General features: G+C 64.6%; 25 protein-coding genes and 1 tRNA gene. 16 read left to right on the forward strand and 10 right to left on the reverse strand.

What is annotated here, in order from left to right:
• Nucleotides 1–192: 192 nt before the first annotated feature.
• From U8330_RS07155 to ilvN, 4 genes are read left to right on the forward strand one after another with little or no spacing between them, the layout of a single operon-like run.
• Nucleotides 193–2,004, forward strand: a complete 1,812-nt coding sequence (locus U8330_RS07155) for an acetolactate synthase 3 large subunit (protein ID WP_323107217.1) — start codon at nt 193–195, stop codon at nt 2,002–2,004.
• 57 nt (nt 2,005–2,061) lie between these two features.
• The gene (locus U8330_RS07160; protein WP_323104482.1) at nt 2,062–2,382 is read left to right on the forward strand and encodes an AbrB/MazE/SpoVT family DNA-binding domain-containing protein; all 321 of its coding nucleotides are present in this window, start codon (nt 2,062–2,064) and stop codon (nt 2,380–2,382) included.
• Nucleotides 2,363–2,764, forward strand: coding sequence for a type II toxin-antitoxin system VapC family toxin (locus U8330_RS07165; RefSeq protein ID WP_323104483.1), 402 nt, complete (start codon nt 2,363–2,365; stop codon nt 2,762–2,764). Before U8330_RS07160 ends, U8330_RS07165 begins: the two co-directional genes overlap by 20 nt.
• Nucleotides 2,765–2,793: 29 nt before the next feature.
• Entirely contained in the window at nt 2,794–3,366 is a 573-nt protein-coding gene (gene ilvN / locus U8330_RS07170) for an acetolactate synthase small subunit (protein ID WP_323104484.1), read from the forward strand.
• A 38-nt stretch (nt 3,367–3,404) separates the two neighbouring features.
• On the opposite strand, the gene U8330_RS07175 is transcribed toward ilvN, so the two are convergent.
• Together U8330_RS07175 and U8330_RS07180 are read right to left on the reverse strand one after the other, a co-directional pair.
• Nucleotides 3,405–4,250, reverse strand: coding sequence for an aldo/keto reductase (locus U8330_RS07175; protein WP_323104485.1), 846 nt, complete (start codon nt 4,248–4,250; stop codon nt 3,405–3,407).
• 74 nt (nt 4,251–4,324) lie between these two features.
• Nucleotides 4,325–5,413, reverse strand: a complete 1,089-nt coding sequence (locus U8330_RS07180; protein ID WP_323104486.1) for an AbrB family transcriptional regulator — start codon at nt 5,411–5,413, stop codon at nt 4,325–4,327.
• 265 nt (nt 5,414–5,678) lie between these two features.
• Between U8330_RS07180 and U8330_RS07185 the strand changes: the two genes are divergently transcribed.
• Entirely contained in the window at nt 5,679–6,806 is a 1,128-nt protein-coding gene (locus U8330_RS07185; RefSeq protein ID WP_323104487.1) for an ATP-dependent RecD-like DNA helicase, read from the forward strand.
• Between the two features lie 3 nt (nt 6,807–6,809).
• Here the strand turns inward: U8330_RS07185 and U8330_RS07190 are convergent, their stop codons facing one another.
• Entirely contained in the window at nt 6,810–8,048 is a 1,239-nt protein-coding gene (locus tag U8330_RS07190; RefSeq protein WP_323104488.1) for a hypothetical protein, read from the reverse strand.
• A gap of 446 nt (nt 8,049–8,494) precedes the next feature.
• On the opposite strand from U8330_RS07190, the gene U8330_RS07195 reads away from it, so the two are divergent.
• Nucleotides 8,495–9,247, forward strand: coding sequence for a pyridoxine 5'-phosphate synthase (locus U8330_RS07195; RefSeq protein WP_323104489.1), 753 nt, complete (start codon nt 8,495–8,497; stop codon nt 9,245–9,247).
• 60 nt (nt 9,248–9,307) lie between these two features.
• Here the strand turns inward: U8330_RS07195 and U8330_RS07200 are convergent, their stop codons facing one another.
• The gene (locus U8330_RS07200; protein ID WP_323104491.1) at nt 9,308–10,192 is read right to left on the reverse strand and encodes an SDR family oxidoreductase; all 885 of its coding nucleotides are present in this window, start codon (nt 10,190–10,192) and stop codon (nt 9,308–9,310) included.
• Nucleotides 10,193–10,448: 256 nt separating this feature from the next.
• On the opposite strand from U8330_RS07200, the gene U8330_RS07205 reads away from it, so the two are divergent.
• Nucleotides 10,449–10,829 carry a helix-turn-helix domain-containing protein gene (locus U8330_RS07205; RefSeq protein WP_323107218.1) on the forward strand — a complete coding sequence of 127 codons (381 nt, stop codon included), beginning with the start codon at nt 10,449–10,451 and terminating at the stop codon, nt 10,827–10,829.
• On the opposite strand, the gene U8330_RS07210 is transcribed toward U8330_RS07205, so the two are convergent.
• A complete protein-coding gene (locus U8330_RS07210; RefSeq protein WP_323104492.1) occupies nt 10,826–11,536 on the reverse strand; it encodes an aspartate/glutamate racemase family protein in 711 nt (236 codons plus the stop codon). The two genes, U8330_RS07205 and U8330_RS07210, sit on opposite strands and share 4 nt — an antisense overlap.
• A gap of 167 nt (nt 11,537–11,703) precedes the next feature.
• Between U8330_RS07210 and U8330_RS07215 the strand changes: the two genes are divergently transcribed.
• The 3 genes from U8330_RS07215 (at nt 11,704) to ilvC (ending at nt 13,986) form a co-directional block, all read left to right on the forward strand.
• Nucleotides 11,704–12,168 carry an Lrp/AsnC family transcriptional regulator gene (locus tag U8330_RS07215; RefSeq protein ID WP_323104493.1) on the forward strand — a complete coding sequence of 155 codons (465 nt, stop codon included), beginning with the start codon at nt 11,704–11,706 and terminating at the stop codon, nt 12,166–12,168.
• A 127-nt stretch (nt 12,169–12,295) separates the two neighbouring features.
• On the forward strand, nt 12,296–12,928 hold the full coding sequence (locus tag U8330_RS07220; RefSeq protein WP_416236907.1) for a TetR/AcrR family transcriptional regulator C-terminal domain-containing protein: 633 nt from the start codon (nt 12,296–12,298) through the stop codon (nt 12,926–12,928).
• Between the two features lie 38 nt (nt 12,929–12,966).
• Entirely contained in the window at nt 12,967–13,986 is a 1,020-nt protein-coding gene (gene ilvC / locus U8330_RS07225) for a ketol-acid reductoisomerase (RefSeq protein ID WP_323104495.1), read from the forward strand.
• 481 nt (nt 13,987–14,467) lie between these two features.
• On the opposite strand, the gene U8330_RS07230 is transcribed toward ilvC, so the two are convergent.
• The gene (locus U8330_RS07230; RefSeq protein ID WP_323104496.1) at nt 14,468–15,145 is read right to left on the reverse strand and encodes a GNAT family N-acetyltransferase; all 678 of its coding nucleotides are present in this window, start codon (nt 15,143–15,145) and stop codon (nt 14,468–14,470) included.
• 262 nt (nt 15,146–15,407) lie between these two features.
• On the opposite strand from U8330_RS07230, the gene U8330_RS07235 reads away from it, so the two are divergent.
• Entirely contained in the window at nt 15,408–16,637 is a 1,230-nt protein-coding gene (locus tag U8330_RS07235) for a PLP-dependent aminotransferase family protein (RefSeq protein ID WP_323104497.1), read from the forward strand.
• A 145-nt stretch (nt 16,638–16,782) separates the two neighbouring features.
• Nucleotides 16,783–17,754, forward strand: coding sequence for an SHOCT domain-containing protein (locus U8330_RS07240; RefSeq protein WP_323104498.1), 972 nt, complete (start codon nt 16,783–16,785; stop codon nt 17,752–17,754).
• Nucleotides 17,755–17,898: 144 nt separating this feature from the next.
• Here the strand turns inward: U8330_RS07240 and U8330_RS07245 are convergent, their stop codons facing one another.
• Together U8330_RS07245 and U8330_RS07250 are read right to left on the reverse strand one after the other, a co-directional pair.
• Nucleotides 17,899–18,444: a cupin domain-containing protein gene (locus tag U8330_RS07245; protein WP_323104499.1), complete on the reverse strand. Its 546-nt coding sequence runs from the start codon at nt 18,442–18,444 to the stop codon at nt 17,899–17,901.
• 226 nt (nt 18,445–18,670) lie between these two features.
• Entirely contained in the window at nt 18,671–19,732 is a 1,062-nt protein-coding gene (locus U8330_RS07250) for an aldo/keto reductase (protein WP_323104500.1), read from the reverse strand.
• A gap of 195 nt (nt 19,733–19,927) precedes the next feature.
• On the opposite strand from U8330_RS07250, the gene U8330_RS07255 reads away from it, so the two are divergent.
• Both U8330_RS07255 and U8330_RS07260 read left to right on the forward strand, forming a co-directional pair.
• Nucleotides 19,928–20,845, forward strand: a complete 918-nt coding sequence (locus U8330_RS07255; RefSeq protein ID WP_323104502.1) for a PhzF family phenazine biosynthesis protein — start codon at nt 19,928–19,930, stop codon at nt 20,843–20,845.
• A gap of 114 nt (nt 20,846–20,959) precedes the next feature.
• Nucleotides 20,960–21,035: transfer RNA gene (locus U8330_RS07260), tRNA-Lys, on the forward strand.
• Nucleotides 21,036–21,309: 274 nt separating this feature from the next.
• Here U8330_RS07260 and U8330_RS07265 read toward each other — a convergent pair.
• Nucleotides 21,310–22,197, reverse strand: coding sequence for an aldo/keto reductase family oxidoreductase (locus tag U8330_RS07265; protein ID WP_323104503.1), 888 nt, complete (start codon nt 22,195–22,197; stop codon nt 21,310–21,312).
• Nucleotides 22,198–22,315: 118 nt separating this feature from the next.
• On the opposite strand from U8330_RS07265, the gene U8330_RS07270 reads away from it, so the two are divergent.
• Nucleotides 22,316–23,227 (forward strand): LysR family transcriptional regulator, encoded by a 912-nt coding sequence (locus tag U8330_RS07270; RefSeq protein ID WP_323104504.1) that lies wholly within the window; start codon nt 22,316–22,318, stop codon nt 23,225–23,227.
• A 119-nt stretch (nt 23,228–23,346) separates the two neighbouring features.
• Nucleotides 23,347–24,102 (forward strand): EAL domain-containing protein, encoded by a 756-nt coding sequence (locus U8330_RS07275; RefSeq protein ID WP_323104505.1) that lies wholly within the window; start codon nt 23,347–23,349, stop codon nt 24,100–24,102.
• Here U8330_RS07275 and U8330_RS07280 read toward each other — a convergent pair.
• Nucleotides 24,092–24,874, reverse strand: coding sequence for a TIM barrel protein (locus U8330_RS07280; protein WP_323104507.1), 783 nt, complete (start codon nt 24,872–24,874; stop codon nt 24,092–24,094). The two genes, U8330_RS07275 and U8330_RS07280, sit on opposite strands and share 11 nt — an antisense overlap.
• Between the last annotated feature and the right edge of the window lie 113 nt (nt 24,875–24,987).

A 24,987-nucleotide genomic window follows, 5' to 3' on the forward strand; every position in this document is an offset into this window, starting at 1 on the left:
AGATTGTTGCAATTCTTGTGGTGGGACGGCGCATGGGCAGGATGGCGTAACCATCCGGCGTTAGCCACCCATGCGCAGACCAAGGCTCCTGACGGGGCCTTTTTTTATGCCTTCAAACCATGACGATCACTAGGGCCGAATGCCTCCAGGGCAGTGATGACAGGCCAAACAGGGCGGATGAGCAGGATGGATATGCAGACGACGGCAGCGGCGGGCGAGGAGACGAAGACCGCGCAGGGCATGCGGATGACGGGAGCCGAGATCGTTCTCCAGGCGCTGAAGGACAACGGCGTCACCGATATTTTCGGCTATCCCGGCGGCGCGGTCCTGCCGATCTATGACGAGATCCACCAGCAGGAGGAGATCAACCACATCCTGGTTCGCCACGAGCAGGGCGCCGGCCACATGGCCGAGGGCTATGCCCGCTCCACCGGCAAGGTCGGCGTCATGCTCGTCACCTCCGGCCCCGGCGCCACCAACGCCGTCACGCCGCTGCAGGATGCGTTGATGGATTCGATCCCGCTCGTCTGCCTGTCGGGCCAGGTTCCGAGCACGCTGATCGGCTCCGATGCCTTCCAGGAATGCGACACGGTGGGCATCACCCGGCCGTGCACCAAGCACAATTGGCTCGTCAAGGACGTCAACGAGCTCGCCGCCACGATTCACGAGGCCTTCCGCATCGCCCAGTCCGGCCGTCCCGGCCCGGTTCTGGTTGATATTCCGAAGGATGTCCAGTTCGCGACCGGCACCTACACGCCGCCGTCCGCGGTTCGCGTCCAGACCAGCTACCAGCCGAAGGTCCAGGGCGATATCAAACGGATCGAGGAAGCGGTTGCGCTGATGCGGTCGGCCCGTCGCCCGGTCTTCTATACGGGCGGCGGCGTCGTCAACTCAGGCCCGGAGGCCTCGCGTCTCCTGCGCGAGCTGGTTGCGCTCACCGGTTTTCCCATCACCTCGACCCTGATGGGCCTCGGTTCCTATCCGGCCTCCGGCCCCGCCTGGCTCGGCATGCTCGGCATGCACGGCACTTACGAGGCCAATATGGCGATGCATGATTGCGACGTCATGATCTGCGTCGGCGCGCGCTTCGACGACCGCATCACCGGCCGTCTGAATGCCTTCTCGCCCAATTCGAAGAAGATCCACATCGACATCGATCCCTCGTCGATCAACAAGAACGTCCGCGTCGACATTCCGATTCTGGGCGATGTCGGGCGGGTTCTGGAGGATATGGTGCGGCTCTGGCACGCTGCGGACGACAAGCCGGATACGGCGAAACTCGCGCCCTGGTGGGAGGAAATCGCCGGTTGGCGTGCTCGCAAGTCGCTTAGCTATACGCCGAGCAAGGACGTCATCATGCCGCAATATGCGCTGCAGCGTCTCTATGAACTGACGAAGGATCGCGACACCTACATCACCACGGAAGTCGGTCAGCACCAGATGTGGGCGGCGCAGTTCTATGGCTTCGAGGCGCCCAATCGCTGGATGACCTCGGGCGGCCTCGGCACCATGGGCTATGGTTTCCCGGCGGCGATCGGCGTGCAGGTCGCCCATCCCGACAGCCTCGTTATCGACATCGCCGGCGACGCCTCGATCCAGATGTGCATTCAGGAAATGTCCTGCGCCGTTCAGTACAATCTGCCGGTCAAGATCTTCATCCTGAACAATCAATACATGGGCATGGTGCGCCAGTGGCAGCAGCTGCTGCATGGCAACCGCCTGTCGAACTCCTACACCGAGGCGATGCCCGACTTCGTCAAGCTGGCCGAGGCCTATGGGGGCGTCGGCATCCGCTGCGAGAAGCCGGAGGAACTCGACCAGGCGATCCAGCGGATGATCGACAGTCCGGCTCCGGTCATCTTCGACTGCCGCGTGGCCAATCTCGCGAACTGCTTCCCGATGATCCCCTCCGGCAAGGCGCACAATGAAATGCTCCTGCCGGACGAGGCGACCGACGAAGCCGTCGCCACCGCCATCGACGCCAAGGGCCGCCAGCTCGTTTGATCGGGTAGACGGGGCGGGGTAGAGTAGGCCCGCCCTTTTGCCGCTGGAGGTGACGTCATGGCGAGAACGTGGTTGAAGCACGGTGCGGTCGTTATTCCCGCCGCGCTCCGTGAAGCCTACGGTTTGAAGGAGGGAGCCGAGCTGGAGGTGACCGACAGCGGAGGTGAGATCAGTTTGAAACCGGTCTTGGACAGCCGGAGGGATGCGCCCTCGCGCAGAAGCCTCACCTCTGAAGAGGTCCTTTCGATTGTTCGGAGCTTTCCGAAATACGAGGGGCCGTTGGTCACCGACGAGATGATGCACGAGGCCATCAGCCGTGCGGCGATCGAGGACTGGGCGCGGTTGGAGCGGCAGGGACATGGCCAGGCAGACGATTGATACCAGCATCCTCGTCCGGCTGTTCGCACAGGATGATGACGTCCAGTTTGCGACTGCCGCTGGCCTTTTCTCAAGCTCCGATGTCGTGCTCCTTCCGACGGTGCTTCTGGAGACGGAATGGGTCTTAAGAAGCCGCTATGGTTTCGATCGGTACAGGATCCACACGCTGTTCAACGCCGTCCTCGACGCGCGGAATGTCTTTTGCAGGGAGCGACAGGTGATCGTGTTGGCGCTCGACGCCTATGTACGGGGCATGGACTTTGCTGACGCGCTGCATGTCTGCCTGACAGAACACGGCGACGACTTTATCACGTTCGACCGCAGGCTTGTGCGGTTGGCGAAGCAGTATCTAGAGGGCGCCCGCGTCGAGCTGACTCCCTGAACAATGTCTCAATCAATGGACCGAAAATCATGAACGCCCATCTCCAGCCGACCGGCTCTGCCTATTTCATCGCCAAGGAAACAGAGGTCGACGAGAAGCACACGCTGTCCGTGCTCGTGGACAATGAGCCGGGCGTGCTGGCCCGTGTGATCGGTCTGTTCTCCGGCCGCGGCTACAACATCGAGAGCCTGACGGTCTCCGAAACGGAGCATGAGGCGCATCTGTCGCGCATCACCGTAGTCACCCGCGGGACGCCGCATGTGCTGGAGCAGATCAAGGCGCAGCTCGAGCGGCTGGTGCCGGTGCATCGCGTCGTCGACCTCACGGTTCGCGCCAACACGCTCGGGCATGAGCGGCCGATCGAGCGCGAGGTGGCGCTTGTGAAGGTCAAGGGCACCGGCGACAACCGCGCGGAAATGCTGCGGCTGGCGGATGCCTTTCACGCAAAGGTGGTCGATGCGACCGTCGAGCATTTCATCTTCGAGATCACCGGCAAATCCTCGAAGATCGACCAGTTCGTGGCGATCATGAAGCCGCTCGGGCTGATCGAAGTCTGCCGCACCGGCATCGCGGCCATGAACCGCGGCGCACAGGGCATGTGATCGCCCGAGCCGGCCCGATCGTTCCGGGCCGGCGCTTCTCAGATCATCTCCAGCGGGCGCTTCGTGGCCGGTGGCGGGAAGGCCTCGTCAAGGGCAGCGTGATGGGCGGGCGTCAGGGCGAGGCTGAGCGCCGCATGGTTTTCCTTGACGCGCTCGGCCGAGCCGGTCTTCGGAATGGCGATGATGCCGGGACGGGCAAGGACGAAGGCCAGAGCGACCTGCGCCGGTGTCGCGTCGAGCTCCCGGCCGATCTTCGCCAGTATCGGATGCGGCAGCAGCCGCCCCTCGTCGAGCGGTGAATAGGCCATGATGGGCAGGGAGCGCGCGGCGGCATAGGGCAGCAGGTCGTGCTCGATGCCGCGGCGGGACAGGTTGTAGAGCACCTGGTCGGTCGCGACGCTGCCGCCGGCCGGCATGTCGGCGAGCTCTTCCAAATCCTCGACATCGAAGTTGGACACGCCCCAGGCGGCGATCTTCCCCTCCGCCTTCAGCTGCTCGAAGGCCTCCACCGTGCCCGACAGCGGATGGTTGCCGCGCCAGTGGAGCAGGTAGAGATCGATCTGCTCGACTCTCAGCCGCTTCAGGCTGTTCTCGCAGGCGCGAATGGTTTTCTCGCGGCTGGCGTTGGACGGCAGCACCTTGCTGACGAGGAAGGCCTCGTCGCGGCGGGTTTCGATCGCCGCGCCCACGACCTCTTCCGAGCCGCCGCTCGCATACATTTCCGCCGTATCGATCAGGGTAAGCCCGAGATCGAGGCCGAGATTAAGGCTGCGGATCTCGCTCGCCCGGTCGGCGGTATCCTCGCCCATGCGCCAGGTTCCCTGGCCGAGCGCCGGCACGGTGCGTCCATTGGGGAAGGTGATGGTCGGCAGCGGGGTGGTCATGGCGTTCTCCTTCGGTTGTCGGAGAAGATAGACCTGCGCGCCGCGAAGGCCAGCATTTCGGTCCCGATCCCGGTTCAGACCCGCGGCGGAGCCTTGCCGGACCGCGTGGCGACGAAGCGTGCAAGCGCCGGACCGATGGCCGTGACGATAAGCAGCCGCGCCGACTGCAGCGCCATGACGAAGGCGAGGTCGACAGTGCTGTTGGCGGCAATGATCGCGATGGAATCCATGCCGCCGGGGCTGGTGGCGAGATAGGCGGTCAAGGGGTCGATACCGGCGGTTCGGGTGAGCAGGAAGGCAAGACCGCCGGAGATCGCCATCAGGATGAGAATGGAGGCCACGGTCGGCAGAAGGACACGGCGTGCATGCTGCAGGATCGTGCGGGTGAAGCCGAGCCCGATGTTCCAGCCGAGCAGCGCATAGCTGATCGCCAGCAGCCATTCCGGCAGATGAAGGGTGACGAGACCGGAGATACTCAGCAGGCCGCCGAACAGGAAGGGAAGCAGCAGGACGCCGGCCGGAATGCGCAGCCGCCAGCCGAGCATGCCGGCAAACAGTGCCACCAGCAGCGTCTGCGCGAAGGAGAGCGGCGCGATCGGCGGAAACCAGACGATGGCCGGCGCGGCGCTGTCGACCCCGACCCAGAACCGCGCGACGAGGGCAGCGGCACCCGCGACGAACACCACGCGCAGATATTGCATGAAGGCGACGAGCCGGGCATCGGCCCCATAGGCCTCGGCCATCACCATCATCGTCGTGGCCGCACCCGCCGAGCAGCCCCAGATGGCTGTGGTCCCGGGGAGGATGTTCAGCCGGCTGATCAGATAGCCGCTGAGCGTGCTCATGGTGATGACGCAGAGGACGACGCCCAGGAAGAGCGGCCAGTTGCCGAGAAAGGTGGTGACGATACCGGCATTGATCGAGCCGGCGATCATCGTGCCGATCAGCGCCTGGGACAGGAAGACGAGAAGGCGCGGCAGGCGGATGCTGCCGCCATTGAGCCCCACGATCGCCCCCGCCACCATGGGCCCCATCAGCAGGGCGGCCGGTATGCCGGCCAGCTCCATCGCGCCGGCGAGCAGCAGCGACAGGACCAGAAGCACGGCCCATTGCAGCGGAGTCGATCGCCGCCCGAGACCCTGCGGGTTGATCGTGGCACTCATCGGCGGGATCCGCCGCTTCGAATGGAGACAAGCGAGGCGGATGTGGAATGGCGGACAGGCATGGCAGATCCCAAGGGTGTCCGAAGCAGGACGAAGACCCTGTCGAACGGGGAGGTGGCTCCTTAAGAGGCGATGGCCTCGGCGAAGTCAAGGCGCTGGTTCTTGGGGGAGGCCTTAAGGGGCGAGTGACACGGATGCCGGTTTGGGCGGTGCCGTCTGGCGGGTTTTGCTTGCGCGGCTGCCGCGAATCCTGTCAGTCACGGCCATGGAATTCGCACCCCAGCAGGATGAAGCGCTGAAGGCCGTCAGCCAGTGGCTGAAGGACGGGCGCACGCCGCTGTTCCGGCTGTTCGGCTATGCCGGAACCGGCAAGACCACGCTCGCCCGTCATTTCGCCGAGCATGTCGATGGCGATGTGATCTTCGCCGCCTTCACGGGCAAGGCCGCCCAGGTGCTCCGCTCCAAGGGCGCCAAGAATGCGAAGACGATCCACTCGCTGATCTACCGGCCGCGCGGCGAGGAGGAGGTGTCCGACGAGGAAACCGGCAAGACCTCGATCGCGCCGATGTTCTCGATCAACCGCCAGAGCCCGGTCGCCAAGGCGGCCCTGATCATCGTCGACGAATGCTCCATGGTGGACGAGGCGCTTGGCCGCGACCTGATGAGCTTCGGCACGCCGATCCTCGTTCTCGGCGATCCCGGGCAGTTGCCACCCGTCTCGGGCGGTGGCTACTTCACCAATGACGAGCCGAATTACCTGCTGACCGAGATCCACCGGCAGGCGCGGGACAACCCGATCATCAAGCTTGCCATGCAGGTGCGCGAGGGCAACGAGATCATGTTTGGCGACTATGGCGCGGCGCAGGTGATCCCGAAGAGCGCGGTGACCCAGAGCCTGGTGCTGGACGCCGACCAGGTGCTTGTGGGAACCAACCGCACGCGGCGGCGCTACAACAGCCGGCTGCGTGAACTCAAAGGGTTCACGACCGAATATCCGCAGTCCGGCGACAAGCTGGTCTGCCTGCGCAACGACCCGGCCAAGGGGCTGCTCAACGGCTCGCTCTGGCAGGTCATGACCTCGTCGAAGGAAACGGTAAAACCCGGCATCAATTTGATGATCAGGCCGGAAGACGATGACATGGACCGCGGGGCGGCCAAGATCAAACTGCTGAAGACCGCCTTCGAGGATGTCGAGGGCGAGATCCCCTGGTCGACGCGCAAGCGCTATGACGAGTTCGACTATGGCTATGCCTTGACGGTCCACAAGGCGCAGGGCTCGCAGTGGAACAATGTCGTGCTGTTCGACGAGAGCTGGGCCTTCCGCGACACCCGGGAACGCTGGCTCTATACCGCGATCACCCGCGCCGCGGAAACCCTGACGATCGTGCGCTGAGCGTCACTTGACGTCGCTCAAGGCCTTGGGCAGCGCGCCGGCGCTGATCGCGAAGATCATCTTGCCATCCGGCCCGGACACGAGGCCCTGCTGGCAGTCCCGCATCTCCTGGAAGCTTCTGCGGTCGCGCGACATGCGGAAGAGATCGGTGAGCCGCATGCAGCGCATGAGATGCGATTCGATGCCCTTCTCCGCCGCGTAGCGGAAGATGGCGCCGTCGGCGGTCAGGCTGGTGCTGGCGATCTCCAGGCTTTCATAAAGCAGGTCGTTCTCGTCCATCATCTCGTGATTGGGAATGAAAGACGAGCTGACGACATCGCCGTTGGCGCTGTTCGCAATCGTGACCATCAGCCCATCGGGTGCGCTCTGTTCCTCGACCGTCACGTCGAAGCTCAGCCTCTCGTCCGGGCTCGGCGGCGCGCTGGCCTCGATCGTCGGCAGCGTCGTGGCGTTGATCGTGCGGTACTGGGTGAAGGCGGCGCTGAGCAACCGAGAGAACTCTTGCGCCCGGCCGCCGGCAGCGCTTCCGAGCTTGAGATGCAGATGAGGCAGGGCGCCCGCCACCGTGTCCACAACGCCCGGCCGAGCCATCGCGGCTGCGGGGATATGCACGCTCATCGCCGTCGAGGACAGCGGTAGCAGCATCATCAGCGGCAGGATCGACAGGGCTGCGAAGGGCGAGGGTTTGGAGCGGGCGGGAGCGCAGGCGATCGGCGGGAGGTCGGTCCGGTCGGACACTGCCTCGGCATCCCGCTGGAGGAACAAAGGCGAAGGCCAGGCTGCGAGCGGCTGCGCGGCAGGCTCGATTGGAGCCTCGTGGCGAGCGGACGGCGCGATGAGCGCATCTGCGGCGGGCTGTTCGCTTTCACGCTGAGCGAGCGCCGGCGCGGTTTCCTCCACCGGGCGCGGACTATAGCTCGGCGTATAGCCTCCCTTCGGCACCACGATCTGCCAGGGGTCGGTGGCACCTTCGCTTTCGTAATAGTGAGTGAGGAGCTTTCGCAGCTTGCCTGCATGCACGCGCACCAGCGGGTCGCTGTCGGCATTGAAGCTCTGGGCGCGGCCGAAGACATCGATCGCGATCGTGTAGCCCTTCAGCTGCTGGGCCTCGCCCGCCAGATCCTTTTCAACCACATAGGTGAGAAAGGCGCGCAGGCGCTCCGAGCGCGCAAAGACGTCGCTCGACAGCACGGCATCGAGCGCCGCCCGCTTCGCCGTGTGGCTTGGTTCTCCTTGGCTCATCTCGCTCCCTGCGATCCCACGTCTGTCCTTCGGTCCTCATCCGCCCCTCCAACTTGCCTGCCGCGAAGAGGTTCGCGCCGGGCCGCAAAGACGGATCGAAAGGGACGGATGGCAGCGTCGGACTGTGCGTCCATCCGACTCATATCATTAAAGCGCAAAAAACATCATTTGTCAGTCCAGCATATCCAATTACATCATGATACCCGCAAAAAACCGGTCGCTAACGCTTGTAGGGCGCGGCCGTCCGCCGTGTCTGCAACCTTTGATAAAGAGGGACGCGAGGCTCGGGATCTGCAAGACGGCTCCGGGAAGAGACGCGCGGTCTCCGCAGCAGACATGGAAAAAATCCGCTGCCGTCATTCCGGCGCGGGCGATTATCGATTAAGCCTCAGAGCGCACAACCTGCCGCACAGGCAGGGCCATTCATGCTCCTCAAGGTGCCTGCCATGCCCGCCACGCTGTCCGTCAATCTCAATGCCATCGCCATGCTGCGCAATCGGCGCGATCTCCCCTGGCCGTCCGTGACCGGAATCGGTCAGCAGGCCCTGGAGGCGGGCGCGGGCGGCTTGACGGTTCATCCCCGGCCGGACCAGCGCCATATTCGCTTTTCCGATCTAAAACCGATCCGTAACCTGATCGACGATCTGTTTCCCCATGCCGAATTCAACATGGAAGGCTATCCCAACGCCGAGTTCCTGGCGCTCGTCGAAGAGACCCAGCCGGAACAGGTGACGCTGGTGCCGGACGATCCGGCGCAGGCCACGTCCGACCATGGCTGGGATTTTCGCGCGCAGCACGCGCTCCTGAAAGAGGTCGTCGGGCGGCTGGCAGGGCAGGGGTTCCGTGTATCGCTCTTTGCCGACGGCGTGCCGGACCGCGAGGCGCTGGAGATGGCGCGCGAGACCGGCGCGGCCCGGATCGAACTGTACACCGGCCCTTATGGCGGCTGCTATGATACGCCCGAGCGCGCCGAGGAGATCGCCGCGCAACTGGGGGAGACCGCCCGGCTTGCAAGCGAGCTGGGCCTCGGCATCAATGCGGGGCACGACCTGACGGTCGACAACCTGCCGCGCCTGGTGCGCCATGTTCCGCAGCTGGCGGAAGTGTCGATCGGCCACGGACTGACCGCCGATGCGCTCATCTACGGCATGAGCGAAACGGTACGCCGTTTCCGCCGCGCCTGCGGCCAGACCGTGTAACGTCCGGGAGCACCGTGCGGTCGCGATGGCCGCACGGTGTTCCGGAAGACTCTGCGGCACTCAGCCGCCGAATGCGCCCTTGTTGCCCTGCAGGAAGGCTGCGAGCGATTGCGGTTTGCGGCCGGAGAGGCGTTCGACGTCGCCGGTGACGACATCGAACTGCCCAAGCCGGGCCGCGCGGTCAAAGGAGACGAGCGTGGGGATGAAAGGCGCAGGCACGCCGCCTGCCGCCATTCCCTCGGCAAGTTGTTCGTCGGTTACCGGTACCACGGACAGGGGTTTGCCCGTGGCTTCAGAGACCAGCGCTGCCACGTCCGAGACCGTATAGGAGACCGGACCGGTCAGCGTCAGGATGTCGTTCCGTCCCGGATCCGTCAGCATGGCGCCGGCGGCGGCGGCGGCGAGGTCGGCGCGGGCGACATAGGGGATGCGTCCATCCCCGGCCGCGCTGTACCACTGGCCGCTGGCGAGCGCGGCGGGCAGCGACATGAACAGGTTTTCCATATACCAGCTGTTGCGCAGGATGGTGTAGGCGAGACCGGAGGCCTTGATCGCCGCCTCCGTGCCGAGATGATCGGGCGCGAAAGAGACGGCCGAGTTTTCTGCATTGGGCAGGGAAATATAGAGAAGGCGGCGTAGGCCTGCCTTCGCGGCGGCGGCCACGGCCCGGCGATGCTGGCCGAGGCGCTTGCCCTCCTCGCCCAGCGCATCCGTGGAAATGATCAGCGCCGTGTCGATCCCGTCGAATCCTGCGGCGAGCGTCTCCTCACGGTCGAAATCGATCGGGCGAACGGTCACGCCCCGATCCGCATAGGCGGACAGCTTGCCAGGATCGCGGGTCGCGGCGACGAGATCGCCGGGCGCAAGCCGGCCGGAGGCAAGAAGAGAATCGAGCACGAGGCGGCCGAACTGGCCGGATGCGCCGGTCACGAGAAATCTGGTCATGCGTTTGGTCCTTCGCGCGTTTCAGCACCGCTGCGGCGTGAGGCCAGGCGGGCTCAGCCGTCGTCCGCTCCGCGCCGACAAAGGCACGGTGAGGACGCGACATTGTTGATCGCCTCAATTCGGCTTATGGTTCCGAAATGAGACCAACATGTCATTCTGCATTTGGTAGGCGCTGTAAAGGCGGCATGTTTTTCTACGCAGCTTACCTGGAGGGAACCACCCTATGAGCGAACATGCCCGAAAGACCGCACGTCCGATGGATGAAGAGCGGATGATCCTCATCAATGGCTGCAGCTTCTCGGCCGAAAACTGCCCGGTCCGCGATGTGCTCGGCAATGTCGGAGGCAAGTGGAACACGCTGATGGTGCAGGCGCTCGCAGAAAAGCCGATGCGATTTTCCGCGCTGCGTCGCCTGATCCCCGATATTTCGCAGCGCATGCTGACGCAGACGCTGCGTGATCTGGAGCGGGACGGCTATGTCGAGCGGCGGGTTTTTCCCACCAAGCCGCCAAGCGTCGAATACAGCCTGACCCCGCTTGGGGCCTCGTTCAACGCGGTGCTGGAACCGCTTGTCGCCTGGTCCGCCGCCCATCACGCCGCCATTCGCGACGCGCGGGCGAGGTTCGACGCCGCTTAGGCCGCGGCGCGCAGCCGATCCTTGAGCGCGAAATCCACGGCAGAATCGGCGTGGATCCGGGTCGAGTCGAAGCCGGGAAGGGCAAGGGTGTGGGGGTCGAGGATCAGGCAGATTTCCGTGCAGCCGAGGATGACCGAGTCCGCGCCGGCCGCCTTGCCGCGCGCGATGATGGCATGCAGCGCCTCGCGTGAATCGTCCTTGACGGTCCCCGCGCAGAGCTCCTTGAAGATGATGTCGTGGACGATACCTCGGTCTTCTGCCTCCGGTGTCAGCACGGTCACGCCTGCGCGGGCCATGCGCTCGGCATAAAAGCCGTGTTCCATCGTATAGCGCGTGGCAAGGAGCAGCGGGCGGCTGCAGCCCGCAGCGGCAATGGTCGCGCCGGTCTCGTCGATGATGTTGATGAGCGGCACGGAGATCGCCGCCTGCACCTCTCCCGCGACCAGATGCATGGTGTTGGTGCAGATCAGCACGCACCCGGCCCCCGCGTTCTCAAGACCGCGGGCGACCTCGGCCAGCCGCTCGGCAGCCTCCGGCCAGCGGCCTGCCATTTGAAGATCGACGATCGACTGAAAATCGACGGAATGCAGCAGAACCTCGGCCGAGTGCAGCGAACCGAGCCGGCTGCGCACCATCTCGTTGATCATGCGGTAATAGACCGCCGAACTTTCAAAGCTCATTCCCCCGATCAGGCCGATCTTGCGCATCCCCGTCACCCCATCCTTCGTGTTCGCAGTGACGAACACTATGCCAAAAAGCCAACGAAAGCGCAGTGCGTTTTCCTTGATGATCCCGCGCGGTAGCGCTCATGAATTGCGTGAACTGCGAAAATCGTGCAAAATATTCGCGCCTCAAGAGAAGGAAGCGCCGCGCAATGTTGGACGAGAGGGATCGGAAGCTGTTGTCTCTGCTGCAGCAGAATGCCGATCTGCCGGTGGGAGAGCTCGCAGAACGCATTCATCTTTCCGTCTCGGCGTGTTCGCGGCGGATCCAGAGGCTGGAGGAGAGCGGGCATATCCTGCGCCGTGTGGCCCTGCTCGACAGGACCACCATGGGCGTGCCGACGACGGTCTTTGCGCTCATCCGCACGGCGCATCACTCGGAGGAGTGGATGGAGGATTTCCGAAAGGCGATCCGCGACGTGCCGGAGATCGTCGAGGTGCATCGGTTGACCGGCAATTACGATTACATCCTCAAGATCGTGCTGCCGCGCGTCGAGCATTACGACGTGATCTACAAGGCGCTCGTTCGCCGCATCGCCTTGTTCGACGTCTCCGCTTCGATCTCCATGGAGGTCATGAAAGCGGGCGAGGCGATCCCGGTTGACTATGCCCGCTAGCGCGGGTGCTGCCTTGAACCACGGAAAGGATCCACAGCCTGTCGGAAGGGCTTGACCCACCCTCAGCGATCCGCCATAAGCAGAACCGTACCGTACGGTACTGAAACGGAGTGACCCTGTGCAGCCCCTGTCGTCCACCCAGCCGGATTTTTCGCCGCGCCAGAACGCCGTTCTGGACAGCGCGCTCCGGCTTCTGGTGAGCGGCGGCGAGAAGGCGCTGACGACGGCGGGGGTGGCGCGCGCTGCCAACTGCTCGAAGGAAAGCCTCTACAAATGGTTCGGCGACCGCGACGGCCTGCTGGCCGCCATGATCGGGTTCCAGGCAAGCAAGGTCCGCACCGAAAGCGCCGAAACAGCCGCGCTCGATCGTGAAAGTTTTGCCGCGCGGCTGACCGTGTTCGCCCGCGATCTGATGGACGTGCTGGCAAGCGATGTGTCGCTGGCGCTCAACCGTCTGGCGATCGGCCAGGCGAGCCGGGAAGGCTCGCATCTCGGCCAGGCGCTCGAGGAAAGCGGCCGCCGGCAGATCCGCCGCCGTGCGGGCGCTCTGCTCGGCAAGGGCCGCGAGGCGGGCCTGATTGCCTATGACGATGCCGACGAGGCCTACGAGACCCTCTACGGCCTCATCGTGACCGACCTGCATCTGCGGCTGCTGCTCGGCGCCGCAACGGCAGGCGACAAGGACTTCGGCGAAAGAGCCGGGCGGGCGGTTGCCGCCTTCCTGGCGCTTTATGGCCGTGAAGGGAAGGCGGGCCGCTGAGCCCGCGAAACGAAACACTCAAGGGAAGGACAAGTCCAATGCGCGTCTATTACGATCGTGATGCCGATCTCAACCTCATCAAGTCCAAGAAGGTCGCCATCATCGGCTATGGGTCGCAGGGCCGTGCCCATGCGCTCAACCTGAAGGATTCCGGCGCGACCAATGTCGCGATCGCCCTCAAGGCCGGCTCCGCCACTGCCAAGAAGGCCGAAGCCGACGGCTTCAAGGTGATGACCGTTGCCGAGGCTGCCGCCTGGGCTGACCTGATGATGATGGCCACCCCGGACGAGCTGCAGGCCGATATCTACAAGGCCGACATCGAAGCCAACATCCGCGACGGCGCGGCGATCGCCTTCGCCCACGGCCTCAACGTCCATTTCGGCCTGATCGAGCCGAAGAAGACCGTCGACGTCGTCATGATCGCGCCGAAGGGCCCCGGCCACACGGTCCGCGGCGAATATCAGAAGGGCGGCGGCGTTCCCTGCCTGGTTGCCGTTCATCATGACGCCTCCGGCAATGCGCTCGATCTGGCACTCTCCTATGCCTGCGGCGTCGGCGGCGGCCGGTCCGGCATCATCGAGACCAACTTCAAGGAAGAGTGCGAAACCGACCTCTTCGGCGAACAGGTCGTTCTGTGCGGCGGCCTGGTCGAGCTGATCCGCGCCGGCTTCGAAACCCTGGTCGAAGGCGGCTATGCGCCGGAAATGGCCTATTTCGAATGCCTGCACGAAGTGAAGCTGATCGTCGACCTGATCTATGAAGGCGGCATCGCCAACATGAACTACTCGATCTCCAACACGGCCGAGTGGGGCGAATATGTCACCGGCCCGCGCATCATCACCGACGAGACCAAGGCCGAGATGAAGCGTGTCCTGAAGGACATCCAGACCGGCAAGTTCACCTCCGACTGGATGCAGGAATACCGTTCGGGCGCCGCACGCTTCAAGGGTATCCGCCGCGTCAACGACGCTCACCAGATCGAGGAAGTCGGCGCCAAGCTGCGCGGCATGATGCCCTGGATCGCCAAGAACCAGCTGGTCGACAAGGCCCGCAACTGATCGTTTCGGTTTGTCCGAACATTGACGGCGCGCCGATCCTCCGGCGCGCCGTTTTTGTTTTTAAGGCGCAGGGCTGGCTTAGGTTCATGATCGACAAGCATCGCTCGCTCCGCTTCGAGCCTTCTCAAGGTTGAGGTTGATTGCGTACAAAGATCGCAGCAAATCGCTGCGTTGCAAAACTGTTCGCATCTGCGAGGTTATGCGGGAATGAATTGTCGCATTCTTTCGGTCTGGAGGTTTTTATTGCCAAAACGAGAATAGGGGCGCACTATTGAACTGTCTTGAACACAGTCATGGAGGAGTGTGTCATGGAGACGGTTCTGCATTATTTTGCCTGGTTCGACTTTGCCATTCTCTGCGCCATCGGCGGGCTGGTGGTCTGCAGCCTGTTTACCGGCGAGGCCTGACGAGGGGCGAAGGCCTCTTCCCGTTCGAAAGGCGGCTCCCGCGAGGGGCAAGCTCCGACACTTGCGAGCCGAGGTCAGAAGTCGGGAACGAGCATCGAGCCGATGAAGGATCGGCGAGGGACGAAGCCGATCGTCTCATAGACGCGGATGGCGCTTTCGTTATCCGAGAGCACATGCAGGAAGGCCCGTTCGCCCTCGGAGATGATCTGCGCGGCAGCCTGTGCGCAGAGCTGCTTTGCGAGCCCCCGGCCTCTGGCATCGGGATGGGTGCAGATCGCGGAGACCTCGCCGTGACCGGGCAGGCGCATGCGCTGTCCGGCCATGGCCACCAGGCGTCCCTCGATCCGAATGCCCCAGAACCGGCCCAGGCGGTGCGTCTGCGTGGAAAAGGGGCCGGGCTTTGTCAATTCGGCCAGAGCCAGCATCTCCGCCGCATCCTCATTGCGAAGCGCGACCACCGGGCGGTCGCTCTCTTGTGGCACGATGTGCGTCGCAATCATCTGCAGAACATCCGCCCTCCACTCTGCCCGGCAGCCGGGCGGAACGGGAACGGCGCTTTCGTTGAACATCAGGAGACGGCCACGCTCGTTGACCAAGCCCGCGAGATCGGCCAGCCCCTCCGCCGTGTCCTCGCCGAGCGCGGCAAGCGGGCCGATTTCGGCCGCGTACGCGCGGGCCCTGGCTGTTCCGGTCGAAAATGCACTGTGCCGGCCGGACAGCGCCTCCCAGATCGGACGATCAAGCATACTCATCCGCGATCCTTTCGTCGCCGACAGTGTGGCTTGAGATTCTGATCGCTCGCGCTGTGCGTCGAGCCTCCTCCAGAACCGGAGCCTACAGGGTTTGACATATCACGCAATTCTGATGAAAGGGTGCCGTCAGGGCAAGGCGTTGTCAGGCACCCAGGACCTGCCGAAAGCCCGATCGGACGGGCGATTATTTAGGTCAGCATTATTGACTTATTTGGCCGCTCATGGTCAGGTTCAAAGAAAAGCATCGTTTGAGGAAACTTCCATGCTTGATTGGGACTCGATCTTCGCCACGCGCTCGTCGCGCATGCGCGCTTCCGAAATCCGCGAACTCCTGAAGCTGCTCGACCAGCCGGACATCATCTCCTTTGCCGGCGGCATTCCCGATCCTGCCCTGTTTCCGGATCAGGCCTTCAAGGAGGCCTATAGCGATATCTTCGCCGGCCCGGCCGTGGCCGCGGCACTTCAATATTCGGTGAGCGAAGGCTACCTGCCGCTGCGGCAGTGGCTGGTCGGCGAAATGGCGAAGATCGGCGTTCCCTGCGAAGCGGAAAACATTCTGATCACCTCCGGTTCGCAGCAGGCGCTCGATTATCTCGGCAAGCTGTTCCTGTCGCCCAACGATACGGCGCTCGTCACCTGGCCGACCTATCTCGGCGCGCTGCAGGCCTTCAACGCCTATGAGCCGAGCTACGATCAGCTCTCCCCCGGTGGCAACCGCACGCCGGAGGCCTATCGCGAAACCGCGGCAAAGGCCGGCGGCGCAGTCAAGTTCGCCTATCTCTCCGCCGATTTCTCCAACCCGACCGGCGAAACCGTCGACCGAGCCGGCCGCGAAAAGCTGCTCGACCTGGCCGATGAACTCGATATAGCCGTGATCGAGGATGGCGCCTACCAGTATCTGCGCTTCGACGGCGAGCCGGTGGCGCCCATTCTGGCGCTCGACATCGCCCGCAAGGGCGGCATCAACGAGACTCGCACGATCTACAGCGGCTCCTTCTCCAAGACGCTTGCACCCGGTCTGCGCGTCGGCTACGTCGTGGCCGCTGCACCGGTCATCCGCAAGCTGGTCCTGATGAAGCAGGCGGCGGACCTGCATTCCTCCACGATCAACCAGATGGCGATTTGCCATGTCGCCGAGCGTGGCTTCGACCAGCAGGTGCAGAAGGTGCGCAGCGTCTACAGCCAGCGGCGCGACGCGATGCTGGCGGCACTCGGCCGCCACATGCCGTCCGGCGTGTCCTGGACGGAGCCGGAGGGCGGCATGTTCGTCTGGATCACGCTTCCGGCCGGAATGGACGGAGCGGCGCTGCTTGCCAAGTCGATCGCCAAGGCCAAGGTCGCCTTCGTGCCCGGCCGCGCCTTCTTCGCCGATGGCTCGGGCGCCAACACGCTGCGCGTCAGCTTCTCCTGCGCCAACGAGCAGATGATCGAGGAAGGCATTTCCCGCCTCGGCCGGCTGATCGCCGGGGAGCTTGTCGCAAAGGTCGCGTGAGGCGACCGGCAGCGATTCGACCCTGCGAACGAGACGCATGGTCAGCCTGGCCGCCGCGGGGGGTGGCCAGCGCGCCGTTCGCGTGCCATGCAGTTGGCATCGATTTTCGGCGCGGGCCCGGCCCGGCCTCCATGAGGAGACGGCAATGCAGTCCTCTGATGCGGCGACGCAGTCGGTAATCTCCGGGTTAGCCCGCAAATTCGGCCTCAGCGACGATGCGGTGGCCGCGATGCTTCAGGCCGTGCGGCGCGGGCAGGGCAGTATGGCGCAGTTCAACATCCCCGAACTCGGCGGCGGCGGCCAGTGGATGTTGGGCGGAATGACCATGGTCGGCGACATGTTCAACCATGGCCTGAAGGCAACGGTCGATCAGTTGTGTCTTGCGCTGTCGCAGGCCCTGCAGAACGGGGAAATCCCCGCGCAGGCTGCTTCGAGCGGCTATCCGTCCTGGCCGCAAGAGCTTGGTCATCCCTCCAGCGTCGGCGGTCAGAACGACAGCGCCTATGCGATCTTCCCCGCGACGCGACGATTGGCCATTCGCGAAGGCGGGAGCCTGACCATCTATGATACGGGCGATCATGTGATCAATGGCGTGGGCCAGCAGCAGGGTGGTCCGGCATCGCTGACCTTCACCAGCCAATATGGCTCCTTCTCGGTCGGGAGCCTCCGGCGCGTCGACTCACCGCCGTCGGGGAGCGGGGAGAAGGAGGACGCGAACCCTGCAGCGAACGGCCGACACGACCATGGCTCGTCTCAGGGCCAAGGTCACCATGCCGCAGCCTTTCCCAACCAGAGCCAGTCGCAAAGCCTCGGCGCAGCACCGGTCGACCAAGTTCGAGACCGAAGCCAGCCGCGGCCGGACTGGCCGAAGCCCATCGCCAAGCCTGTTCAGGTGCCGATGGAGGCACCCACAGGGTCATCCCCGCCGACGACCTCGCCGGTCGTCCCGCCGCCCGCAACCGCCGCGCCGGTCCCGACCGGATCGGGAGCCGCCCCGCCGGCGGACGGACTGCAGATCATCACCCTGATCGAGAAGCTCGCAGCGCTTCGCCAGGCGGGGGTGCTGACCGACGAGGAATTTTCCGCGAAGAAGGCGGAGTTGCTTGCGCGGCTCTGAAAGACCGCGTGTCTCCGCCCGCATCTTTCCGTGCGCACGCTCGACTCTCGGGGAGGGCGGTTGCGGCACGCGGCAGAACGGCACCTTCGCCACGCATGCGCCGTCATGGGGACGTTGAAGACTGGAGAAGGACTCTGTCGAGGTTCAGGGTCTGGGTCGTGGACACAGGACGGAATAAATGTCCTCAAACGGCGGCGGGCCGATGACCTTGGACCCACCCTTTCTCGCAGAGTCTTCGATCGCGGCAAGATCGCCTCCGTCTGCCGAACCGATCAGCCTGAATGTCTCTTCCGAATGTCCGGGAGAGAAGATCACAAGCATCCGGAGCATCGTGTCGTAAGGATTGCACCAGGCATGGGGCGTACCTCTCTGCACGGTCGCAGACTGGCCTGTTGATAGGGTCAGGAACTCGCTCCCTTTCATCAGGCGAACGCGCCCTTCGATGACGACGAAATGTTCTTCCTCTCTCGCGTGGATGTGGATCGGTACACCATTGCGCGGCTCGGCCGTCAGCTCAATGGCCGTATAGAGACCTTCCGTATTTTGGCCCGAGATACGGATGGCGAAGTTCTCTCCGGGCGTAATTTCCCGCCATTGATTGAGATAGGCGCGGCCCATGGACTGAGACTCGACTGGGATATTCATCTGATGACCCTTGCTGATGACATCGTGTGCGATGACTGGGGTCATGTCGACACTCTGCGTGAGCAGGGTATTGCAGACGTGCCTGTGCGCGTTTCGACCGTAACATGAACGCGACGCAAGCTCGCGGCGGTCTTACAAAGAATCGTTTGAGGGGCTGACACAGGTGCATGCGGGCTGCCTTCAGCCAGCCCGCTCTTTCTCATCAGCGCCCCGTTCAAGACGGGCGACGCGAAAGCCTCGAGGCAGACGACGTGTTGCTTGGGTCTCTGTCTTATGCCTGCTTCTGGAGAAACGGCGCCAGCAGAGTGAGGTCGGCCTCTCCCAGACGGTCGGGAGCGGTCTGCATCTGGTGCCAGTAGGGGTAGAGGAGCTGCGGCGCGCTGACGGTGTCCAGGCGGGCGCGTTCCTCATCGGTCAGAACGAGATCGGCGGCGGCGAGATTGTCGCGGAACTGCGCTTCCGTCCGCCCGCCGATGATGACCGAGGTCACGGTCTTGCGGCCGATGAGCCAGGCGAGTGCGACCTGGGCGGCGGACACGCCGCGGCTTTCGGCAATCTCCACCAGCACATCGACGATCCGCCAAAGCCGATCGACATCGCGGATCGGCGGTTCGGTCCAGCCGGCGGCCTGGCGGCTGCCTTCCGGCGTGTGGTCGCGGCGATGCTTGCCGGAGAGCAAGCCGCCGGCAATCGGGCTCCAGACGAGAACGCCGAGGCCCTGGTCGACCGAGATCGGCAGGAGCTCATACTCGGCGTCGCGGGATTCCAGCGTGTAGTGGATCTGCTGGCTGACGAAACGCTGGCGATGGTCCGCCTCGGCAATGCCGAGCGCCTTCATGATATGCCAGCCGGAGAAGTTCGAGCAGCCGATATAGCGCACCTTGCCGTGGCGGATCAGCGAGTCCAGCGCCTCCATGGTCTCCTCGAGCGGCGTCACGCCGTCCCACTCATGCACCTGGTAGAGGTCGATCACGTCGGTGCGCAGGCGCTTGAGGCTCGCCTCGCATTCGCGGATCAGGTGGTATCGGCTCAAGCCCCGATTGTTCGGCCCGTCGCCCATCGGAAACCGCGCCTTGGTGGCGATCAGCACGTCGTTCTTCCGCTTGCCGCCGAGAACCTCGCCGATGATGTCCTCCGACGCACCGTCGGAATAAGCGTTGGCGGTGTCGATCAGGTTGACGCCTGCATCGAGGCAGATGTCGATCAGCCGTGCCGCCTCGCCGACGCCCTGGCTGCCGACCACGGAGGCCCAGCCTTTGCCCCCCATGGTCATCGTGCCCATGGTGATGGTGGAGATCTTGAGGCCGGATCGGCCGAGAACGCGATAGTCCATGTCTGTGCCTCGCATCTTTGTGAAGGGACCGTGCGGAGGGTGGAAGCTAGCGCTGCCGCGCCTGCTTCCCATGGGAACCCCGAAAATTCGCCTCATGGAGCCGATGGCGATGCGGCATCGTGCCGGCGCAGGGGTTGCGGCGCGCCATAGGGCGGTGGCAAGGTCGCGCCACGAGGCCGAACGAGGAGACGAACCATGGCGCGACGCTATGCCATTTACGACGTGTTCACCGACGAAACCCTGGCCGGCAATCCGCTTGCCGTGGTCTTCGACGGCGATGGGCTCGACACGCCGCGGATGCAGGCGATCGCCGGGGAATTCAATCTCTCCGAAACGGTGTTCGTCCGCCAGCCGGAGAATCCGACGGCCGCGGCGCGGCTGCGGATCTTTACGCCCGCCAGCGAACTGCCCTTTGCCGGCCATCCAACCGTCGGCGCCGCCGTGGCCCTGGCCGAAGAGGCGCAGGCGGGCGAGGGCGTCGACCGCGATCTCGTTCATGTGCTGGAAGAAAATGTCGGCCCGGTGCGCTGCGCGGTGCGCCTGCGGCCGGGGCAGGCGACCTTTGCCGAGTTCGATCTGCCGCGCAAATCGCAGCGGCTTCCGGCGCAGATCGAGACCGCGGCGCTGGCCGATGCGCTGAGCCTGCCGGCCAGCGCCATCGGCTTCGAAAACCACGTTTCCGCGCTCTGGAGCGCCGGCGTGCCGTTCATCGCCGTGCCGATCAAGGATCTCGCCGCCATCGGCGCGATCGAGTTCGATCCCGCGCGCTGGGAGCAACTGGCGCCGATGGCCGATGGGCGGCTGGCCTCCGCCTATCTCTATTGCCGGGGCGGGGTACATCACGCGGCGCGCTTCCATGTGCGCATGTTCGCGCCGGCCATGGGGCTTGGCGAGGATCCGGCAACAGGGGCGGCACTCGCCGCCTTCTCCGGTGCCATTCATGCCTTCGACCAGCCGGTGGACGGCCACCATGCGCTGCTGGTCGAACAGGGGGTCGAGATGGGCCGCCCCTCCTATCTCCACCTGCATCTCGATATCGCCGGCGGCGAGATCAACGCGGCCCGCATCGGTGGACAGGCGGTCCGCGTCGCCTCCGGCACGCTCCATCTCTAGCCGATCCACAGGCTTTCGCGGCCTTGCGAAAAAAATCGCGAGGGGGCGCTGGACAACCCCGAAGAAGGCCTTTATACGGCCCGTCAAGACCGCAGCGCAGCCGCGGTTTTGGACGGGTGATTAGCTCAGTTGGTAGAGCAGCTGACTCTTAATCAGCGGGTCCACGGTTCGAGCCCGTGATCACCCACCAAACTTCTTCAAGCACTTATTGGCAAGACCTGACACGGCGTGGAAACGCTGGTCGCCACCAGATCGCCACGGCGAGCGATGCATCTCCGCTGTTCCAAGACAGTGATTCGGCCGCTGGCGCGGCGGGCGTTGCTGGGTCTGTGGCGAGGGGCGATGGGGTCGCCGTCGGGCGCGGAAGTCTGCATCGGTCACCGCCTCTGCGGCGCACTTCGGCAGAGCGCAGTGAGGCCGGGGGGCGGCCTCGCTGCTTGGTTCGAAACAGAGCTGCCGTTTCGTCAGTGAGCAGCGGTCGCGCGTCCGCCGCCGATGCCATCCAGCGCCGTCAGGGCCTCCGGTGGCAAGGTCAGGGCGGCGCTTGCGAGGTTTTCGCGCAGATGAGCGCGGGACGACGTGCCCGGGATTAGCAGGATGTTTCCCGCACGCTGCAGCAGCCAGGCGAGCGCCACCTGCATGGGGGTCGCTTCAAGGCTGAGCGCGACCGTCGACAGCGTTTCAGACTGAAGCGGCGAAAAGCCGCCGAGCGGAAAGAAGGGCACATAGGCGATGCCCTGCGAAGCCAGTTGCTCGATCAGCCCGTCATCGTTTCGGTGAGCGAGATTGTACTGGTTCTGCACGCAGACGATCTCGGTGATGCGCGCCGCATCGGCGATCTGCGTTGGCGTCACATTCGAGAGGCCGATATGGCGGATCAGCCCTTGGCGCTTGAGGTCGGCCAGCGTCTCCAGCGGCTCGTCGAGCGATCCCTCGGCCGGGCCGTGCACATCGAACATGGCGCGCAGATTGACGATCTCCAGCGTGTCCAGTTTGAGATTGCGCAGATTGTCGTGGACGGCCTCGGTCAGCGCGTCCTTCGAGAAGGCCGGGTTCCAGGAGGCGTCCGGCCCGCGCGTCGCGCCGACCTTTGTGACGATGACGAGGGTGTCGGAATAGGGGTGCAGCGCCTCGCGGATAATTTCGTTCGTGACATGCGGGCCATAGAAGTCGCTGGTATCGATGTGATCGACGCCGCTTTCCACTGCCTCGCGCAGCACCGCAACCGCTTCGTTTCGATCTTTCGGCGGGCCGAAGACGCCCTTGCCCGCAAGCTGCATGGCGCCGTAGCCGAGCCGGTGCACGGTGTGGCCTGCGAGGCTGTAGGTTCCTGCGCGTGTGATGTCGGTCATGGTCGTTCTCCTTCGATCCTGCGTTCGAACGTGAAGATAGATCCCTTGAACTACCCTCACAATTCTGGCTAATCGGAACAGGCTGTCCGATTATCCGGACAAAGGCGAGAGGACGGTCATGGCTGACCTGGAAGAAGCCGGGGCATTTCTTGCGGTGGCGCGGGCCGGAGGGTTTCGCGAGGCGGCGCGGGCGAGCGGTATCAGCGCCTCTGTCTTGAGCGATGCGGTCAAGCGGCTTGAGACGGGTCTTGGCGTGCGGCTTCTCAACCGCACGACGCGCAGCGTGCAGCCGACCGAGGCTGGCCGTCAGCTGATGGCGCGGCTGGAGCCGGCCTTGAGCGAGATTCGCGTCGCGCTCGATCAGGCGCGGCACGTGGGCCCGCGTGCGGCCGGGCCGCTGACGCTCAATGTGCCGGTGTCTGCCGCCCGGCTGGTCCTGCCGACCATCCTCCCGGAATTCCTCGCCGCCTATCCCGAAGTTCGGCTGGAGATCATGACCGACGAGCGCTTCGTCGATATCATCGCCGCCGGCTGCGATGCCGGCATTCGCTATGACGAGCGGCTGGAGCAGGACATGATCGCGGTGCCGATCGGTCCGCGCAGCCAGCGTTTCGCGCTCGGCGCCGCCCCCGCCTATCTTGCGCGAAAGGGCACGCCTGCACATCCGCGCGATCTCCTGTCCCATGCCTGTATTGCCGGCCGATTCGCCGGGCGAGCGGTTGGTGGCTGGGAGTTCGAGCGGGCCGGGGAAACCGTGATGGTCGAGCCGGCGGGTCCGCTGGTGGTTCAGTCCGGCGGCGGCAGCGATCTCGGCGTGGCTGCCGCGATCGCCGGCACCGGGCTTGTCTATCTGTTCGAGGACTGGCTGCAGCCGCACTTTCAAAGCGGGGCGCTCGTGCCTGTCATGGAGCCCTGGTGGCTGCGCTTCTCCGGTCCCTTTCTCTACTATCCCGGCCGGCGGCTGGTACCCGCGCCGCTGCGCGCCTTCATCGACTTCGTCAAGGAGCGGAACAGGGTGCTGCCGGACTAGGACGGGAAGGGGTGGTGCGCTAGCGCACCGACTGTGTATTCAGCCATTTGCTGGTCCGACTTAACCCATCCTTCAGTCCGCATGCTGCAAGGTGGACTTGTATGATGAAAGGATCTGCAATGGCGAAGACGTGCGAGGGATGCCGGGACGGTGCGACGTTCGGCATTCCGTTCTCGATGGCGTTTCAGCCGATCGTGGATGTGGAGAGCGGTGCGGTGTTTGCCCATGAGGCGCTGGTGCGCGGCATGGGCGGCGAGGGGGCGGGGAGCGTGCTCTCGCAGGTCGATGATACCAACCGGTACGCGTTCGATCAGCAGTGCCGGGTCAAGGCGATCGAGCTTGCGTCGCGTCTCTTTGCAGAGCAGGAGCGGACGGCGCTGTCGATCAACTTCCTGCCCAACGCCGTCTACGAGCCGACCGCCTGCATCCGCCTGACGCTCGCGGCCGCCGCGCGCACGAAGTTCCCGGCCAAGAACATCATCTTCGAATTCACCGAGAACGAGGCGCTCGATACGACCCATATCCTGCGGATCCTGAAGACCTACCGGGAGCTGGGCTTTCGCACGGCGATCGACGATTTCGGCGCCGGCCATGCCGGGCTGGCGCTGCTCGCAAAATTCCAGCCGGACATCGTCAAGCTCGATATGGATCTCATCCGCGGCATCGACGCGGATCCGGCTCGCCGCACCATCGTTTGCCATACCGTGCGCATGCTGGCCGATCTCGGCGTGACGCCGGTTTGCGAGGGGATCGAGACGGCGGGCGAGGCGCGGGTATTGCGCGATCTCGGCGTTCAGCTGATGCAGGGCTACTATTTCGCCCGGCCGAGCTTCGAAGCGTTGTCTCCCGTGGCAGAGGCCGCGCTCAGAGCGTGAAAGCAGACCGGAAGGCCGCCAGGGCCGCCTCCGGCTCGCCCGAGGCCCAGGCCTCCATCGCGACCGGACCCCGATAGCCCATCTCGTCAAGCGCGCGGGCAATGCCTGGCCAGTTCACCTCGCCGGTGCCGGGCTCGCAGCGTCCGGGCACATCCGCCACCTGGATCTCGCCGATCCAGGGCAGGCACTTCCGGCAGAGCGCGATGAGGTTCCCTTCGCCGATCTGTGCATGGTAGAGGTCGAGATTGAGGCGCAGCCGCGGGTGGTCGATGCTGGAGACCAGCGCCAGCGTGTCCTCGGCCCGTGCGAAAGGCACGCCGGGGTGGTCGACCGGCAGGTTCAGGTTTTCGAGCGTGTAGACGACGTCGAGTTCGTCAGCGAGCTCCGCGATCCGGCAGAGCGTGTCGCGGGCCGTCAGCCACATGGCTCCGGTGACCGTCTCCACGGGCAGCACCGGCAGTCCGCCGTCGCCCAGCCCCGTGCCATGCAGGTTCAGCCGGTGGACGCCAAGGCGCTTTCCGACCACGGCCGTCTCGCGGGCCGATTGCAGCAGCACCTCGGCACCCTCCCTGTCACCCAGCCGCCCGGCCAGATAGCCGTTCATGATGGTGAACGCCGCGCCGGTGGCCTGAAGCGCCGAAAGGTCGTGACCCGGCCAGTTCCAGAGGCCGACCCCGAACCCCAGCTCCTTCAGCCGCGCCGCGCGCCAGGCAATCGGCCGATCGCGCCACAGCATCTCCGCGCAGGCGGCGAGGGAAAAGGGTTGAGACATCGGGCACTCCTCGGCAACGGGCACGGGGAGGCCTGCATGATCCGTGGCTCCTCCCAAAGCGGAACGGGTCATCGCCATGCTACGGAAGAGGCCGTCGAAATCAAGCAGGCATT

The organism is Rhizobium sp. CC-YZS058, from assembly GCF_034720595.1.
GTDB lineage: Bacteria > Pseudomonadota > Alphaproteobacteria > Rhizobiales > Rhizobiaceae > Ferranicluibacter.

Bases quoted from the DNA above. Each gene is read 5' to 3' on its own strand.
- U8330_RS07155 (WP_323107217.1), top strand. From the start codon at position 193: ATGCAGACGACGGCAGCGGCGGGCGAGGAGACGAAGACCGCGCAGGGC.
- U8330_RS07160 (WP_323104482.1), top strand. From the start codon at position 2,062: ATGGCGAGAACGTGGTTGAAGCACGGTGCGGTCGTTATTCCCGCCGCG.
- U8330_RS07165 (WP_323104483.1), top strand. From the start codon at position 2,363: ATGGCCAGGCAGACGATTGATACCAGCATCCTCGTCCGGCTGTTCGCA.
- ilvN (WP_323104484.1), top strand. From the start codon at position 2,794: ATGAACGCCCATCTCCAGCCGACCGGCTCTGCCTATTTCATCGCCAAG.
- U8330_RS07175 (WP_323104485.1), bottom strand. From the start codon at position 4,250: ATGACCACCCCGCTGCCGACCATCACCTTCCCCAATGGACGCACCGTG.
- U8330_RS07180 (WP_323104486.1), bottom strand. From the start codon at position 5,413: ATGAGTGCCACGATCAACCCGCAGGGTCTCGGGCGGCGATCGACTCCG.
- U8330_RS07185 (WP_323104487.1), top strand. From the start codon at position 5,679: ATGGAATTCGCACCCCAGCAGGATGAAGCGCTGAAGGCCGTCAGCCAG.
- U8330_RS07190 (WP_323104488.1), bottom strand. From the start codon at position 8,048: ATGAGCCAAGGAGAACCAAGCCACACGGCGAAGCGGGCGGCGCTCGAT.
- U8330_RS07195 (WP_323104489.1), top strand. From the start codon at position 8,495: ATGCCCGCCACGCTGTCCGTCAATCTCAATGCCATCGCCATGCTGCGC.
- U8330_RS07200 (WP_323104491.1), bottom strand. From the start codon at position 10,192: ATGACCAGATTTCTCGTGACCGGCGCATCCGGCCAGTTCGGCCGCCTC.
- U8330_RS07205 (WP_323107218.1), top strand. From the start codon at position 10,449: ATGGATGAAGAGCGGATGATCCTCATCAATGGCTGCAGCTTCTCGGCC.
- U8330_RS07210 (WP_323104492.1), bottom strand. From the start codon at position 11,536: ATGCGCAAGATCGGCCTGATCGGGGGAATGAGCTTTGAAAGTTCGGCG.
- U8330_RS07215 (WP_323104493.1), top strand. From the start codon at position 11,704: ATGTTGGACGAGAGGGATCGGAAGCTGTTGTCTCTGCTGCAGCAGAAT.
- ilvC (WP_323104495.1), top strand. From the start codon at position 12,967: ATGCGCGTCTATTACGATCGTGATGCCGATCTCAACCTCATCAAGTCC.
- U8330_RS07230 (WP_323104496.1), bottom strand. From the start codon at position 15,145: ATGAGTATGCTTGATCGTCCGATCTGGGAGGCGCTGTCCGGCCGGCAC.
- U8330_RS07235 (WP_323104497.1), top strand. From the start codon at position 15,408: ATGCTTGATTGGGACTCGATCTTCGCCACGCGCTCGTCGCGCATGCGC.
- U8330_RS07240 (WP_323104498.1), top strand. From the start codon at position 16,783: ATGCAGTCCTCTGATGCGGCGACGCAGTCGGTAATCTCCGGGTTAGCC.
- U8330_RS07245 (WP_323104499.1), bottom strand. From the start codon at position 18,444: ATGACCCCAGTCATCGCACACGATGTCATCAGCAAGGGTCATCAGATG.
- U8330_RS07250 (WP_323104500.1), bottom strand. From the start codon at position 19,732: ATGGACTATCGCGTTCTCGGCCGATCCGGCCTCAAGATCTCCACCATC.
- U8330_RS07255 (WP_323104502.1), top strand. From the start codon at position 19,928: ATGGCGCGACGCTATGCCATTTACGACGTGTTCACCGACGAAACCCTG.
- U8330_RS07265 (WP_323104503.1), bottom strand. From the start codon at position 22,197: ATGACCGACATCACACGCGCAGGAACCTACAGCCTCGCAGGCCACACC.
- U8330_RS07270 (WP_323104504.1), top strand. From the start codon at position 22,316: ATGGCTGACCTGGAAGAAGCCGGGGCATTTCTTGCGGTGGCGCGGGCC.
- U8330_RS07275 (WP_323104505.1), top strand. From the start codon at position 23,347: ATGGCGAAGACGTGCGAGGGATGCCGGGACGGTGCGACGTTCGGCATT.
- U8330_RS07280 (WP_323104507.1), bottom strand. From the start codon at position 24,874: ATGTCTCAACCCTTTTCCCTCGCCGCCTGCGCGGAGATGCTGTGGCGC.